Source organism: Meiothermus cerbereus, from assembly GCF_051297115.1.
Lineage (GTDB): Bacteria > Deinococcota > Deinococci > Deinococcales > Thermaceae > Meiothermus > Meiothermus cerbereus_A.
Window position 1 is genome coordinate 20,975 of record NZ_JBEVAL010000027.1, and the last position, 12,993, is coordinate 33,967.

The window sequence follows — 12,993 nt, forward strand, 5'->3', positions numbered from 1 at the left end:
CTTCCCAGGATACGCCTTTAGCAGCAAGCAAAAAACCCCCACCATAGGGCGGGGGCTTGGCGAAGCAACGCCTATCGCTTGCTGTACTGCGGAGCACGGCGGGCTTTGTGCTTGCCGTACTTCTTGCGCTCCACTTCGCGCGGGTCACGGGAAAGCAGCCCGGCAGGTTTGAGCTTGGCCCGCAGGTCGGGGTTGTAGTTGACCAGGGCGCGGGCGATACCCAGCTGAATGGCATCGACCTGACCAGCTTTACCACCACCATTCACGGTGATAAAGGCATCAAAGCGGCTGGTGGCGTCTACCCGGCGCAGGGGCTCGAGGGCCGTAACGGCCTTCACCAGGCCCCCAAAGTAGTCGGTAAAGGGGATACCGTTAATTTCGACTTTGCCGCTTCCGGGGCGCAAGAACACACGAGCCACGCTGGTTTTACGACGGCCCGTTCCGTAATACTGTTCCATTATTCGACCTCCATCTTGACGGGCTTCTGGGCCGCATGGGGGTGGTTGGCGCCGGCATAAACTTTCAGCCGGCGAAACATAATGTTGCCCAAGGTGCCTTTGGGGAGCATGCCTTTTACGGCGTGCTCCACAGCCTTTACTGGCTTTTCGGCCAGCATCACAGCCCCCACGGTGCGCTTGAGGCCGCCGGGGTAGCCAGAGTAGCGGGTGTAGACCTTGGTGCGGGGCTTAGAACCCTTCAAAACCACCTTGTCCGCGTTGATGACCACCACACAGTCGCCCATGGCCATGTTGGGGGTGAAGTCGGGTTTGTGCTTGCCGCGCAAAACGGCGGCGATTTTGGAGGCCACCCGACCAATGGATTGACCTTCGGCGTCTATCAGAACCCAGCCGGGCTCTTTGGGTTCAGGAACGTATGTCTTGAACACAGCTATCTCCATTTTGCGCCAGCGCCTACCAACGCCGTCGCAGCGTGTGATTTGCCTTTGCTTGAGAGGCTCGGGGAAACCTGCCCAAAAAAGGCGCCAACGCGGAGTATAGCACAGTATTTTGGCTATGCGCAATTGGGGTTCGGTCTCTGGGGGTGGTTATTCCACATTAAAGTTGCATCGCGCTGCACTTTGTGGCCTTCCGTGGCCGTAAGGTAAAGGGGGAGGCTAGCTTATGTCCAACAAGCTGAGTGAGGGAGAAATTTCCAGTGCCCTGCAAGACTTACCGGGCTGGCAACTGCTGCAAGGCCGGGTCGAGAAGACCTTTATGTTCGATTCGTATGCCGAGGGCGTGGCCTTTGCGGTAAAGGTGGCGCTACTGGCAGAAAAAACCGACCACCACCCCGACAGTCTTGAAATTATGTGGGGCAAGGTAAGGGTGGCCTACGTCACCCATTCGGCGGGAGGAGTAACCCGGAAAGACCTCGAGGCTGCCGCTCAGGTCGATGCACTGGCCTGAACCCACCTTCACGAGCAAAAACAACAACAAGCGCGGTGAGGGCGATCCCTTCGGAGCCTGGTTTGACTGGCTTGAGAAAAGCGCTTGGGATGGCCGGGCAGCGATTGGCTGGTGGGTTGATACGTTTTTTCGGCGCAGAACCTAGTAGACTAGAAAGCCGTGAGTATGGAACGGTCAATAGATAGTTCGAATCTGGCTTTCCTCGAGGCTTTGTACCAGGAGTACGAGAAGAACCCGGCGTCCATCCCTGCCGAGTGGGCGAGTTATTTTCAGAACGTTCAAAGCGAGCCTGCCGGTGGAAATGGCCTGGCGCAACGACAACCGCCCGACGAGGCCTCGCTATCCGAGCTGGCCTCGTTTTTTTTGAAGGCGGTGCGTTTCTTACGTACCTACCGCGAGCGCGGCCATCTGGTTGCACGCATCGACCCGCTGGATCGGCAGCGGCGTACGCCCCCGGAGCTTGACCCCAGCTTTTTTGGCCTGAGCGAAGCCGACCTCGACCGGCCGGTGCCTATGGAGCTGGGGGCCCCCACTTTGCGAGCAGTGCTGGAACAGTACAAGGCCCGCTACGGTGGCACGGTGGGTATCGAGTACGGCCACCTCGACGATCCGGTGGTGCGCAACTGGATCGAAACCCGCCTGGCGGCTGGGTTTTTGCGGCCCACCCCAGAGCAGAAAAGAAAAATTCACGAGCGCCTCATGCAAGCAACCCTGTTTGAAGAGTTCTTGCAAAAAAAATACCTTGGGGCCAAGACCTTTAGCCTCGAGGGCACCGAATCGCTGATACCCCTGCTGGACCTTACCCTGGAGAATGCCGCCAGGCACGGGGTGGTGGAGGTGGTCATGGGAATGGCCCACAGGGGCCGTCTGAACGTGCTGGCCAATGTGGTCAAGAAACCCATGCGGGACATATTCCTGGAGTTTGAAGAGCATTTTCCCGAAGGCTACCACGGCGATGTGAAGTACCACCTGGGCTACTCGAGCGACATCGAGACCCCCCACGGCAAGCTGCACCTGTCGCTCAACTTCAACCCTTCCCACCTGGAGTTTGTGGCGCCAGTGGCCATGGGTCGCACCCGCGCCAAGCAAGACCGCTTTGGCGATGTAAAGCGGGAAAAGGGCATGTTGCTGCTGGTGCACGGCGACGCAGCCTTCATTGGCGAAGGCATCGTGCAGGAGACCCTCAACATCTCCGGGCTGCCAGCGTATACGGTGGGGGGCGCGGTTCACATTATCCTCAACAACCAGGTTGGCTTCACCACCGAACCACACGAATACACCGCCGGGCGCTACTCCACCGAGATTGCCAAGATGGTGGAGTCCCCCATTTTCCACGTCAATGCCGAAGACCCCGAAGCACTGGTGGGCGTGGTGGCCCTGGCGATGGAGTTCCGCAAGGAGTTCAAGCGCGATGTGTTTATCGATCTGATTGGCTACCGCAAGCGCGGCCACAACGAAACCGACGAGCCCAGCTTTACCCAACCCGACATGTACCGCCGCATTGCGGCCAAAAAGCCTCTTTACCTGAGCTACCAGGCCAAGCTCGAGCGTGAGGGCTTGTGCACCCCAGAAACCTGCGCCACCCTGGCCAAGCTGTACCAGGAAACCCTCGAGGCAGCCTTCTCGGGGGCCAGGCGGGAGCCCACACCCACCCGCCCCCCTGCCGGTGGTGGCGTTTGGAAGGGCTATCTGGGTGGCCCCGAAGAAGGGGTTCCCGACCCCGAAACCGGGGTTCCATCAGAAAAGCTTACGGCCCTCATGGATGGCCTAACCCGCCTGCCCGAGAGCTTTCACCTGCACCCCAAGCTGGTTCGGTTTGTAGAGGCGCGGCGTGAGATGGGCCATAACAAGCGCCCCCTGGACTGGGCGGCTGCCGAGATGCTGGCCTTTGCTTCGCTGGCGGTGGAGGGACACCGGGTGCGTATTTCTGGGCAGGATGTGGTGCGAGGAACCTTTACCCAGCGCCACGGCGGCTATACCGACCACGTTACCGGAGAGCGCTACATTCCTGCCAATCATCTGGCCGAGGGCCAGGCAGTGGTGGAGCTGTACAACTCGGCCCTCTCGGAAGCCGGGGTTTTGGGTTTCGAGTACGGCTACAGCCTGGACATGCCCGAGGCCCTGGTGGGCTGGGAAGCGCAGTATGGCGACTTCGTCAACACCGCCCAGGTGATCATTGACCAGTTCATTGCCTCGGCTGAGGCCAAGTGGAGCCGCCTCTCGGGCATTGTGCTGCTGTTGCCGCACGGCATGGAGGGCGGTGGCCCCGAACACAGCAGTGCCCGCCTCGAGCGCTTCTTGCAGCTTTGCTCCAACGACAATATGCAGGTCACCTACCCCACCACCCCGGCCCAGTACTTCCACCTCCTGCGGCGCCAGGTGGTGCGCCCCTGGCGCAAGCCCCTCATCGTGATGACCCCCAAGAGCCTCTTGCGCAACCCCGATGCCGTCTCCCGGCTGGACGAGCTAGCGCAAGGCCGCTTCCAGCGGGTGCTTGCTGGCTCGACCGGCTCCACCATCAAGCGCGTGATACTGTGCTCAGGCAAGGTCTATTACGACCTCGAGGCTGCCCGCCGTGCGGCCCAAAAGGACGATGTGGCCATTGTTCGGCTGGAGCAGCTATATCCCTTCCCAATACAGCAGCTCGAGGCAGCGCTGGCCCAGTATTCCGACAAGGTCGAGGTGGTCTGGACCCAGGAGGAGCCCGCCAACATGGGGGCCTGGTGGTTTATTAGGGCCCGCTTCGGCGACCGCATCTTTGGCCACCCCTTGAGCGTAGTTGCGCGGCCCGAGTCCAGCAGCCCGGCGGTGGGCTCTAAGAAGGTGCACGACAAAGAACAGCAGGCCCTTGTTTCAGCGGCCCTGGGGTTATAAGCAGGACTGGGTTTCCGGGTGTTCGTGTTCCCGCGAACCTCGAGCCTGGTAGATGGAGTAAAGTTTGGACAGGTTTGGGTGCCAGCACCCTTGATATGGAGGCAACATGGCCTTGGAACTAAAAATACCGGCAGTTGGTGAATCCATCACCGAAGTAGAAATCGGACAGTGGCTTAAGAAAGAAGGGGATGCGGTGGGTGTGGACGAACCGCTGGTAGAGCTCGTCACCGACAAAGCCACCCTCGAGCTGCCCTCACCGGTCGCCGGTCGGCTGGTAAAAATTCTCATCCCCAGCGGACAGGCCAAGGTGGGCGATGTGGTGGCCCTGCTGGAAGAAGGTGCGGCGGCTACCGCAAGCACCCCGGCCCAGGCCACCCCTGCGCCAGCCCCCGCCACGGCCTCGGCAGCATCCGACAGCAAGGTGATGCCGGCTGCCGAGCGTCTGGCCGCCCAGGCTGGCCTACCGGCAAGCGGCATTCCGGGGAGCGGGCCGGGGGGACGGGTGCTCAAAGAAGATGTGCAGCGGGCTGTTGCCGCGCCTGCGGCCCCTGCTGCTCAGCAGCCTGCCGCACCCAAGCCGCCCAGCCCCCCCGCGGGCAAGGGTGAACGCCGCGATGAGGTGGTGCCCATGACCCCCCTGCGCCGCCGCATTGCCGAACGCCTACTGGCAGCCAAGCAAAACACCGCCATGCTCACCACCTTCAACGAGGCCGACATGGGCATGGTGATGGAGCTGCGCAAGGAATACGGAGAGGCCTTCCAGAAGAAGTACGGCCTCAAACTGGGCTTCATGAGCTTTTTTGTGAAGGCAGTGGTGCAAGCCCTGCAGGAAATCCCGCAGCTCAACGCCGAGATCCGCGGAACCGATATCGTCTATCACCACTACTACGACATCGGCATTGCGGTGGGTGGTGGCGAAGGGCTGGTGGTGCCGGTGATTCGTGATGCCGACCGGCTTTCTATGGCCCAGATCGAGGCCGTTATTGCCGACTTCGGAACCCGCGTGCGGGAAAAGAAAATCAAGCCCGAAGAGCTGATGGGCGGTACCTTCACCATTACCAACGGCGGGATTTATGGCTCGCTCAACTCAACCCCCATCCTCAATCCGCCTCAGGTGGGAATTCTAGGCATGCACGCCATCGTCGAGCGCCCCGTGGCCAAAAACGGCGCGGTGGTTATTCGTCCGATGATGAACCTGGCCCTCTCCTACGACCACCGTATTGTGGACGGTCGTGAGGCCGTGACCTTCCTCAAGCGGATCAAAGAACTCATTGAAAACCCGGTACGGCTGGCTTTGGAAATTTAGTCGGCCTGGCAATGTGGTGAGATAACAACCGTGCGTTGAGAGGAACTATGCCCAAACATCAGCTGGTGGTAATTGGTGCAGGACCAGGCGGCTATGTGGCCGCCATCAAGGCAGCCCAACTGGGTCTGGATGTGGCCTGCGTGGAAAAAGAGGCCGCCTTAGGGGGAACCTGCTTGCGGGTAGGCTGCATCCCTTCTAAAGCCTTGCTGGACGCTACCGAGAAAATCCACGCAGCTAAGCATAACCAGCTCGTTGGGGTAAAAATCGGCCAGCTTGAGCTCGACCTGGCCAGCCTGATGGCCCACAAAGACAGAGTGGTCAAGGCCAATACCGGGGGCGTGGAGTACCTGTTTAAGAAAAACAAAGTAACGCGCTACCTTGGACACGGCAAAATCGTTGCAGCCAACAAGGTTCTGGTCGAAGGGCCCGATGGGGTGCAGGAACTCGAGGCCGAGCGCATCCTGATTGCCACGGGCTCCAAAGTAGCCACACTCCAAGGGGTCACGCTCGATTACGACGTGGTGGCGACTTCTGACCAGGCCATCGCCTATCCCAAAGTGCCTGAGCACCTGGTGGTAATTGGCGGTGGGGTGATTGGCCTCGAGCTCGGCTCAGTCTGGAACCGTCTCGGCTCTAAGGTCACGGTGTTGGAATACCTGCCCACCATCCTGGGGGGTATGGATGGTGAGATTGCCAAAGCTGCCGAGAAAATCTTCAAGAAGCAGGGCCTGGACATTCGCACCGGGGTGCGCGTAACCGCAGCCTACGCTAAAGACGGCAAAGGCATTGTGGAGTACGAAGGGGGCGAGCCCCTGGTGGCCGACCGGGTTTTGCTGGCTACCGGAAGAGTGCCCAACACCGATGGGCTGGGCCTGGAAAACGTGGGCCTCACCACCGACGAGCGGGGCCGGATTCCGGTCAACGCCCACTACCAGACGGCGGTACCCAACATTTTCGCCATTGGCGACGTGATTGCCGGCCCCATGCTGGCCCACAAGGCTGAAGAAGAAGGCTATGCCGCAGTGGAGTACATGGTAACGGGGTATAGCCACGTGGACTACAACTCCATTCCCAACGTGGTTTATACCCACCCCGAGATCGCCTCGGTGGGCCGAACCGAGGAGGAACTCAAAGCGGCGGGCGTACCCTACAAGAAAGGTTCCTTTCCCTTCTCGGCCAATGGCCGGGCCAGGGCCATGAACGATACCGACGGCTTCGCCAAGATTCTGGCCCATGCCGAGACCGACCGCATTCTGGGGGTGCACATCATCGGGCCCAGGGCCGGCGACCTGATTGCCGAGGCTGCCGTGGCCATGGCTTTCCATGCCTCTTCGGAAGACCTGGCTCGAGCTTCCCACGCCCACCCCACCCTAGCTGAGGTTCTTAAGGAAGCCGCGTTGGCCACCTGGGACAAGCCGATTCACATCTAGCACAAGAGCCAATACCAGGTTCAAAAAGATAATCTTCCAACAAAAAACCTCATCGCAGTCTTCACAGACGTTGCCTCCCATGCGGGAGGCAACTGTGCTGTGCAGGACAAAGCAATCAAGTTGCAAGCGGCTCAATATTTGCGAAGAGCGCTCTATGAGGCCATCTTTTTGAATCCTACGGTTGCTGGGCTTGTGGAAGCAAAGCAGGCGGTTGCTTGTACGGTGCAGGCAATTAACCTAGCCATGTAGCTAGCGGGGCCCTCGAGCCAGCAGATTGGCAAAGCCCAGGGCAAGCATCAGCACCACACCCAAAGCCCAGTATGGGAAACTGCCGGGAATCCAGCCCTGCTGCTGGGCCAGGTAAAGCAGCAGCCCCACCAGAACCGCAATCAGGGCCCACAAAGCAAACGGCTTCAAGCCTTGCATGGTGCTAGTCTCCCCTCTTGCTTCGGTGCTGGTAGTAGTACTCCTGGTTGGGCACCCAGCCCATGGCGTTGGCGATGCGGTTGGTGAAGTTGAACATGGCGGCTACCTGCGCTGCCTCGAAGATGGCTTCGTCGCTATAGCCAATCGTGCGCAGCATTTGCACATCGGCCGAGCTCATCACGGCGGAGTCTACCGTAATCTGGTGAACGAACTCGAGCAAAGCGTGTTCCCGTGGGGTCAGGTGGGCCCGCCGGTAGTTGGCCGCGAGCACATCAGGCAAAACCGGGTCGCCCGAGATTTCGCGCAAATAGGCCGAGTGCGAGGCCAGGCAGTATTCGCACTCGTTGGCGGCGGAGACCACCACTGCAATCATCTCGCGCTCTTTGCGGCTCAGGTGGCTCTGGTCTTCGCCCCGCATCAGGAAGTCGTAGTAGCGGAACCAGCGCAAGAAGTGCTCTGGCGTAAGGGCAAAGTTGCGGGCCACATTGGGCACAAAGCCGGTTTTCTCTTTGAACTTACTAAACAAGACCCTTACGTCCTCCGGCAGCTCGCTTTGGTCCGGCACCCTGACCCAGGCTGTGGGCGCGGGCTGCGGTTTGGTTTTGGGGGCTGTTTTTTTGCGGCTTACCTTGGTGGTTTTGCGTGAGGTTGCCATATCTTCGCTCCGCTGTGCAACATGCCATTGGGCAGTCCAGATGGTGGTTTAGCCCTGAGCAGCCCAGCGCTGGGGGGCGGCCTGCTTCAGGAAGTCCACGATGTCCTGGGTGCTGGTTCCAGGGCCAAAGATCCCAGCCACGCCCATCTCTTTCAGGTAGGGCACGTCTTCGTCGGGGATAATGCCGCCGCCAAAGAGCAAAATATCGTCGGCCCCCTGCTCCTTCAAGAGCCGCCGCACCTCCCCGAAGTAGTGCATGTGCGCCCCCGACAACACCGATAGCCCGATGGCGTCGACATCTTCTTGCAGGGCCGCCGAGACGATCATCTCTGGGGTCTGCCGCAAGCCGGTGTAAATAACCTCCATCCCCGCATCGCGCAAAGCCCTGGCAACAACCTTGGCCCCACGGTCGTGGCCATCGAGTCCTGGCTTGGCTATAAGCACCCGTATTCGTCTGTCCATGCTTTTATCTTACGGCACGGCGGCAAAAAGCTGCCAGGTGCGAAAAGCGCACATGCGACCGGTCTGGCAAGCCCAATTCTCGAACAAAGCCCCTAGCTAAAGCGCATCGGTGCCCGGTGAGTCAATCGGATCTCTTATCGCAGCGTGCTGACAGCAATAGCCGGCTGGCAAGACAGTAGAGCTTTGGAATTTTCAGGTGCTGGTAGCGGAAAGCTCGCGCTGGCTGTGCGTCTTTTCCAGGTGTTCCTTGAACTGCTCAAAGGTTACCTTGAGCAGTTTGTTGGGTTCCCCGAAGAGCGTCGCGTACCAGTCGGCGGCCTTATCCAGCAGGGGGCTGTCGTAGTGGGGGTGGCCTTCGAGCAAAAGCTCGAGGTGGGTGCCCCCCTCCTCGGTTTCGCTCAGGCGCAGCCATCCCGAAATTTCCAGGTTGTGCGGAATACCCGGCACGCTCTGGAACGCGAGGAACTCCGGTGGGCGGCGTTCGGTGGCCTCGGCCACCCAGACCAGGTCTACCGGCGGCTGCCCTCGGGCCTTGAAGCGCCAGGCCGAGCCGACCCGGCTGACCTCCTTGATGGCCTTAGCCCAGCCCGGCCAGCTCGAGAAGTCCTGCAAAGCGGCCCAGACCGCCTCCCGTGGGGCCAGAATGTTGAGCACCAGCTCCTCCCTGAAACGCATAGCTACCTCCCTTTGCAGGCTACGCACACGGTAGAAAGAGAACGAATACAAGTTGGTGTAAACACATATTGCCACTGAAGCATGTGTGGGCGCTGAGGCCTGGGTTACACTACAGGGATGACCAAGGTTAATGTAATCGGAGCGGGTCTGTCGGGTGCAGAGGCCGCCTTTACCGCGGCCCGCCTGGGGGCACAGGTTCGGCTGTATGAGATGCGGCCCCACCGCATGACCCCCGCCCACCAGACCGGCCATTTTGCCGAGCTGGTCTGTTCGAATAGCCTGGGAGGTGAAGGGGAAACCAACGCCAAAGGCCTGCTACAGGCCGAGCTACGGGCCGCGGGCTCCCTGGTCATGCAGGCTGCCCAGCGGCACCGGGTACCGGCAGGGGGTGCGCTGGCGGTGGAGCGGGAGGGGTTTTCACAAGAAATTACCCAGGCCCTGGAGGCCCACCCCGGCATTGAGGTGGTGCGCGAGGAGCTAACGACCATCCCTGCGGAGGGCATTACCGTGCTGGCTACCGGCCCGCTCACCTCGGATGCTCTGTCGGAGCACCTGCGTGCGCTTTTGGGCAGCGAGTTCCTGGGGTTTTACGATGCCGCCGCACCGGTGGTGCTGGGCGAGAGCATCAACATGGACATTGTCTACCGGGCCGGGCGCTACGGGCAGAGCGCCGATTATCTGAACTGCCCCATGGATGAGGCCCAGTACCGGCGGTTTTACGAGGTGCTGAGCCAGGCCCGCCAGCACACGCCCCACGAGTGGGAGAAGCTCGAGTTCTTTGAGGGCTGTATGCCCATCGAGGAAATTGCCCGCCGTGGCTACGACACCCCCCGCTTTGGCCCCATGAAGCCGGTGGGTTTGCCCGATCCCAGAACCGGCCAAGAGCCCTATGCGGTGGTGCAGCTACGGGCCGAAGACCGGCGCGGCCAGATGTGGAGCCTGGTGGGTTTCCAGACCGGCCTCAAGTGGGGCGACCAGAAGCTTTTGGTGCAGAGCATTCCCGGTCTGGAAAACGCCGAAATCGTGCGCTACGGGGTCATGCACCGCAACACCTACCTGTGCGCTCCGCGGTTGATCGAGCCCACCCTTCAGTTTCGGGCCCACCCGAAGCTCCTGGTAGCGGGGGTGCTGTGTGGGGTGGAAGGCTACCTCGAGTCCGCCGCTACAGGCTTTTTAGCCGGACTAAACGCGGCCCGCCTGGCCCAGGGTCAAGAACCCCTGGTTCCACCGGAGGCTTCCATGCTGGGTGGCCTGGTGCGCTACCTGGCCAGCGCCAACCCCGACAACTTCCAGCCCATGAACGCCAACTGGGGGCTGGTTCCGGTTGAAGGCGGTCGGGGCAGGAAGTCGGAGAGGCGGGCTGGTATGTTCAGGCGGGGCCTGGCCGAGTTTCAGGCCTGGCTGGCTCAGAGGGCGGGTCTGGCTAACGCGGAAATACTGGCAGGTTCAGGTTAACCAGGCTGGTATACACCACCCTCCAGCCCTGCTCGGCAAACACCAGCTGGGCCTCGCCGCTACGCCGCACCGGGCTACCGTCCAGCACCGCCACCAGGCTGAAGCGCAGGGTGGCCTGGTGGCCCGCGAGCCGGGTTTGCATACCGCTGAGCTCGAAGCTGTTCAAAGCGATGCCGGTGCGTCCAAAACCAGGCGCGGGGTTTTGCAAAAAGCGCTCGCTCCAGAGCGGGTCGTTGCACTTTAGGCCCTCGAAAACCTGCCGCAGGGCGTTCTCGGCCAGAAGCGCCGAGGGCTGGGGACGTGCGCTGGGGTCGGGGCGGGCGATGGCCTCGATGGCCGCTCTGGCCCAGTGGCATGGGGGCACATCCACAAAAGGTGAGGTTCCTGCCTGTGGCTGGGCCAGCGACAGGCCCCCTAGCAGCAACAAGAAGGCTAGCTTTTTCATGCACCCAGACTGGCAGACCAGGCGGCCTTCGACAAGGGAACCGGATACCTTTCGGAGTAGGTATAAACTGTGCAAGATGGAACGCAGATACTTTGGAACCGACGGCGTGCGGGGGGTGGCGGGCGAGCCGCCGCTTACCCCGCAGTTTGTGCTCAAGCTAGGTCAGGCGGCGGGGGCCTACTTCAAAAGCGCCCAGAAGAAGCCGGTGGTGTTGCTGGGCAAGGACACCCGCCAGTCCTGCGACCTGCTCGAGGCCGCCCTGGCCGCGGGCCTGATGTCGCAGGGTGTGCGGGTCGAGCACCTGGGGGTGCTGCCCACCCCCGGCGTGGCCTACCTGACCAAGGCCCTGGGGGCCACCGCCGGGGTGATGATATCGGCCAGCCACAACCCTTTCCAGGACAACGGCATCAAGTTCTTCAGCGCCGCCGGCAATAAGCTGCCCGACGAGGTGGAGGGAGAGATTGAAGGCCTGCTCGAGCGCGAGTTCAAGACCGATGGCATCGGCACGGTCTCCGACTTCCGCGAGGCCGAGCGGATGTACCTGGACTTTCTATCTTCGAAAGGGGGCAGCCTGGAGGGCCTCAAGGTGGTGCTCGACACCGCCAACGGTGCCACCTTCCGCCTGGCCCCCCGGCTTTTTCAGCGCCTGGGGGCCGAGGTGTTTGTGATGTTCAACACCCCCGACGGGCGCAACATCAACAAAGGCTGCGGCTCTACCCATCCCGAGTTTTTGCGCCAACAGGTGGTGGAGATGGGCTTTGATCTGGGGGTGGCCTTCGATGGCGACGGCGACCGGGCCATCCTGGTGGACCGGCAGGGGCGCGAGTTTCACGGCGACCACGTGCTCTACCTGAACGCCCTGGTGCGGCGCGAGCCGGGGGTGGTGGGCACCCTGATGAGCAACATGGGCCTCGAGGTCAAGCTACGCGAGGCCGGTATCAGCTTCTACCGCACCGCGGTGGGCGACCGCTACATCTACGAGAAGCTCAAGGCCTCGGCCCTGACCCTGGGCGGGGAGCAGAGCGGCCATGTGCTCTTCCTCGACCATGCCCCCACCGGCGACGGCATGCTCACGGCCATTCTGACCCTGCGGGCCATGCGCGAGTCGGGGCGCGACCTATCGGAGTGGTACGAGGCCCTGCCCATGTACCCCCAGCTTTTGAAGAACGTGCGGGTCTCGGACAAGCAAAAGGTCATGCAGCAGCCCGAGCTGCACCAGGCCATCCAGGAGGCCGAACAAAAGCTCTCGGGCCAGGGGCGGGTCAACGTGCGCCCATCTGGCACCGAGCCGCTGGTGCGGGTGATGGTGGAAGGCCCCGCCGAGCTCATCGAGCCGGTTTCTTCGGAACTGGTGGCGCTGGTAGCGCGCCTGGGAAACGCCAGCTAGTATGAGGGTACGCTTACCGATTACCGTCCGCTATGCCGAAACCGACGCCATGGGCGTGGTGCACCACAGCAGCTATGTGGTCTGGCTCGAGGCCGCACGGGTGGAGTGGCTCGAGCAAATCGGTCTGCCCTATCCCCAGATCGAGTCCCAGGGTCTGGCTTTTGCTGTAGTGGAATTGGGCCTGACCTACCGTTACCCAGCCCGCTTCGGCGAGCAGGTGGAGGTCGAGGTCTGGCTCTGCGAGGCTTCCTCGCGCACCTTGCGCTACCAGTACCGGGTCTGGAGGGGCCAGACCCTCCTGGCCGAAGGCTTCACCCGCCACCTCTGCCAGGACGCACAGGGCAAGGCGGTGCGGATTCCGGCTGCGGTTGCGGAGCCCTTAATTCAGCACCTGGTTCCCACCCCTAGGGTGTGCTAAGAAGCCGATCGTAAACCATCAAGAACTTTCGGTAATAACAGAATCGAGAAGGCC

General features: G+C 61.5%; 14 protein-coding genes. 7 read left to right on the forward strand and 7 right to left on the reverse strand.

Annotated elements, in window-relative coordinates; translation table 11 throughout:
- Window positions 1-71: 71 nt before the first annotated feature.
- Window positions 72-458, reverse strand: a complete 387-nt coding sequence (rpsI, locus tag ABWU19_RS07610) for a 30S ribosomal protein S9 (RefSeq protein ID WP_435901107.1) — start codon at window positions 456-458, stop codon at window positions 72-74.
- On the reverse strand, window positions 458-898 hold the full coding sequence (gene rplM, locus ABWU19_RS07615; protein ID WP_036258622.1) for a 50S ribosomal protein L13: 441 nt from the start codon (window positions 896-898) through the stop codon (window positions 458-460). Before rplM ends, rpsI begins: the two co-directional genes overlap by 1 nt.
- A gap of 223 nt (window positions 899-1,121) precedes the next feature.
- Between rplM and ABWU19_RS07620 the strand changes: the two genes are divergently transcribed.
- From ABWU19_RS07620 to lpdA, 4 genes are all read left to right on the forward strand, one after another.
- The gene (locus ABWU19_RS07620; protein ID WP_435901108.1) at window positions 1,122-1,406 is read left to right on the forward strand and encodes a 4a-hydroxytetrahydrobiopterin dehydratase; all 285 of its coding nucleotides are present in this window, start codon (window positions 1,122-1,124) and stop codon (window positions 1,404-1,406) included.
- Window positions 1,407-1,571: 165 nt separating this feature from the next.
- Entirely contained in the window at window positions 1,572-4,280 is a 2,709-nt protein-coding gene (locus tag ABWU19_RS07625) for a 2-oxoglutarate dehydrogenase E1 component (protein ID WP_435901109.1), read from the forward strand.
- Between the two features lie 106 nt (window positions 4,281-4,386).
- A complete protein-coding gene (gene odhB, locus ABWU19_RS07630; RefSeq protein WP_435901110.1) occupies window positions 4,387-5,586 on the forward strand; it encodes a 2-oxoglutarate dehydrogenase complex dihydrolipoyllysine-residue succinyltransferase in 1,200 nt (399 codons plus the stop codon).
- Window positions 5,587-5,633: 47 nt separating this feature from the next.
- On the forward strand, window positions 5,634-7,016 hold the full coding sequence (lpdA, locus tag ABWU19_RS07635) for a dihydrolipoyl dehydrogenase (RefSeq protein WP_435901111.1): 1,383 nt from the start codon (window positions 5,634-5,636) through the stop codon (window positions 7,014-7,016).
- Window positions 7,017-7,265: 249 nt separating this feature from the next.
- Here lpdA and ABWU19_RS07640 read toward each other — a convergent pair whose 3' ends face one another.
- From ABWU19_RS07640 to ABWU19_RS07655, 4 genes are all read right to left on the reverse strand, one after another.
- Complete coding sequence (locus tag ABWU19_RS07640; RefSeq protein ID WP_435901112.1) at window positions 7,266-7,442, reverse strand: hypothetical protein; 177 nt, start codon at window positions 7,440-7,442, stop codon at window positions 7,266-7,268.
- 4 nt (window positions 7,443-7,446) lie between these two features.
- Window positions 7,447-8,097 carry a peroxidase-related enzyme gene (locus tag ABWU19_RS07645; protein WP_435901113.1) on the reverse strand — a complete coding sequence of 217 codons (651 nt, stop codon included), beginning with the start codon at window positions 8,095-8,097 and terminating at the stop codon, window positions 7,447-7,449.
- Between the two features lie 48 nt (window positions 8,098-8,145).
- Complete coding sequence (locus ABWU19_RS07650; protein WP_435901114.1) at window positions 8,146-8,559, reverse strand: cobalamin B12-binding domain-containing protein; 414 nt, start codon at window positions 8,557-8,559, stop codon at window positions 8,146-8,148.
- Window positions 8,560-8,751: 192 nt separating this feature from the next.
- Window positions 8,752-9,234, reverse strand: coding sequence for an SRPBCC family protein (locus ABWU19_RS07655; RefSeq protein ID WP_435901115.1), 483 nt, complete (start codon window positions 9,232-9,234; stop codon window positions 8,752-8,754).
- A gap of 117 nt (window positions 9,235-9,351) precedes the next feature.
- Between ABWU19_RS07655 and trmFO the strand changes: the two genes are divergently transcribed.
- Entirely contained in the window at window positions 9,352-10,689 is a 1,338-nt protein-coding gene (gene trmFO / locus ABWU19_RS07660) for a methylenetetrahydrofolate--tRNA-(uracil(54)-C(5))-methyltransferase (FADH(2)-oxidizing) TrmFO (RefSeq protein WP_435901116.1), read from the forward strand.
- Here the strand turns inward: trmFO and ABWU19_RS07665 are convergent.
- Entirely contained in the window at window positions 10,658-11,134 is a 477-nt protein-coding gene (locus ABWU19_RS07665) for a hypothetical protein (protein WP_435901117.1), read from the reverse strand. The genes trmFO and ABWU19_RS07665 overlap by 32 nt on opposite strands.
- A gap of 76 nt (window positions 11,135-11,210) precedes the next feature.
- Here ABWU19_RS07665 and glmM point away from each other — a divergent pair, with 76 nt between their 5' ends.
- A complete protein-coding gene (glmM, locus tag ABWU19_RS07670) occupies window positions 11,211-12,521 on the forward strand; it encodes a phosphoglucosamine mutase (protein WP_435901118.1) in 1,311 nt (436 codons plus the stop codon).
- A gap of 1 nt (window position 12,522) precedes the next feature.
- Window positions 12,523-12,939: an acyl-CoA thioesterase gene (locus tag ABWU19_RS07675; RefSeq protein ID WP_435901119.1), complete on the forward strand. Its 417-nt coding sequence runs from the start codon at window positions 12,523-12,525 to the stop codon at window positions 12,937-12,939.
- The last annotated feature ends 54 nt before the right edge of the window (window positions 12,940-12,993 follow it).

Coding starts and splice junctions, on each gene's coding strand:
- ABWU19_RS07675 (WP_435901119.1), top strand. CDS start 12,523: ATGAGGGTACGCTTACCGATTACCGTCCGCTATGCCGAAACCGACGCC.
- ABWU19_RS07645 (WP_435901113.1), bottom strand. CDS start 8,097: ATGGCAACCTCACGCAAAACCACCAAGGTAAGCCGCAAAAAAACAGCC.
- ABWU19_RS07665 (WP_435901117.1), bottom strand. CDS start 11,134: ATGAAAAAGCTAGCCTTCTTGTTGCTGCTAGGGGGCCTGTCGCTGGCC.
- rplM (WP_036258622.1), bottom strand. CDS start 898: ATGGAGATAGCTGTGTTCAAGACATACGTTCCTGAACCCAAAGAGCCC.
- odhB (WP_435901110.1), top strand. CDS start 4,387: ATGGCCTTGGAACTAAAAATACCGGCAGTTGGTGAATCCATCACCGAA.
- ABWU19_RS07640 (WP_435901112.1), bottom strand. CDS start 7,442: ATGCAAGGCTTGAAGCCGTTTGCTTTGTGGGCCCTGATTGCGGTTCTG.
- ABWU19_RS07625 (WP_435901109.1), top strand. CDS start 1,572: ATGGAACGGTCAATAGATAGTTCGAATCTGGCTTTCCTCGAGGCTTTG.
- lpdA (WP_435901111.1), top strand. CDS start 5,634: ATGCCCAAACATCAGCTGGTGGTAATTGGTGCAGGACCAGGCGGCTAT.
- trmFO (WP_435901116.1), top strand. CDS start 9,352: ATGACCAAGGTTAATGTAATCGGAGCGGGTCTGTCGGGTGCAGAGGCC.
- glmM (WP_435901118.1), top strand. CDS start 11,211: ATGGAACGCAGATACTTTGGAACCGACGGCGTGCGGGGGGTGGCGGGC.
- rpsI (WP_435901107.1), bottom strand. CDS start 458: ATGGAACAGTATTACGGAACGGGCCGTCGTAAAACCAGCGTGGCTCGT.
- ABWU19_RS07620 (WP_435901108.1), top strand. CDS start 1,122: ATGTCCAACAAGCTGAGTGAGGGAGAAATTTCCAGTGCCCTGCAAGAC.
- ABWU19_RS07650 (WP_435901114.1), bottom strand. CDS start 8,559: ATGGACAGACGAATACGGGTGCTTATAGCCAAGCCAGGACTCGATGGC.
- ABWU19_RS07655 (WP_435901115.1), bottom strand. CDS start 9,234: ATGCGTTTCAGGGAGGAGCTGGTGCTCAACATTCTGGCCCCACGGGAG.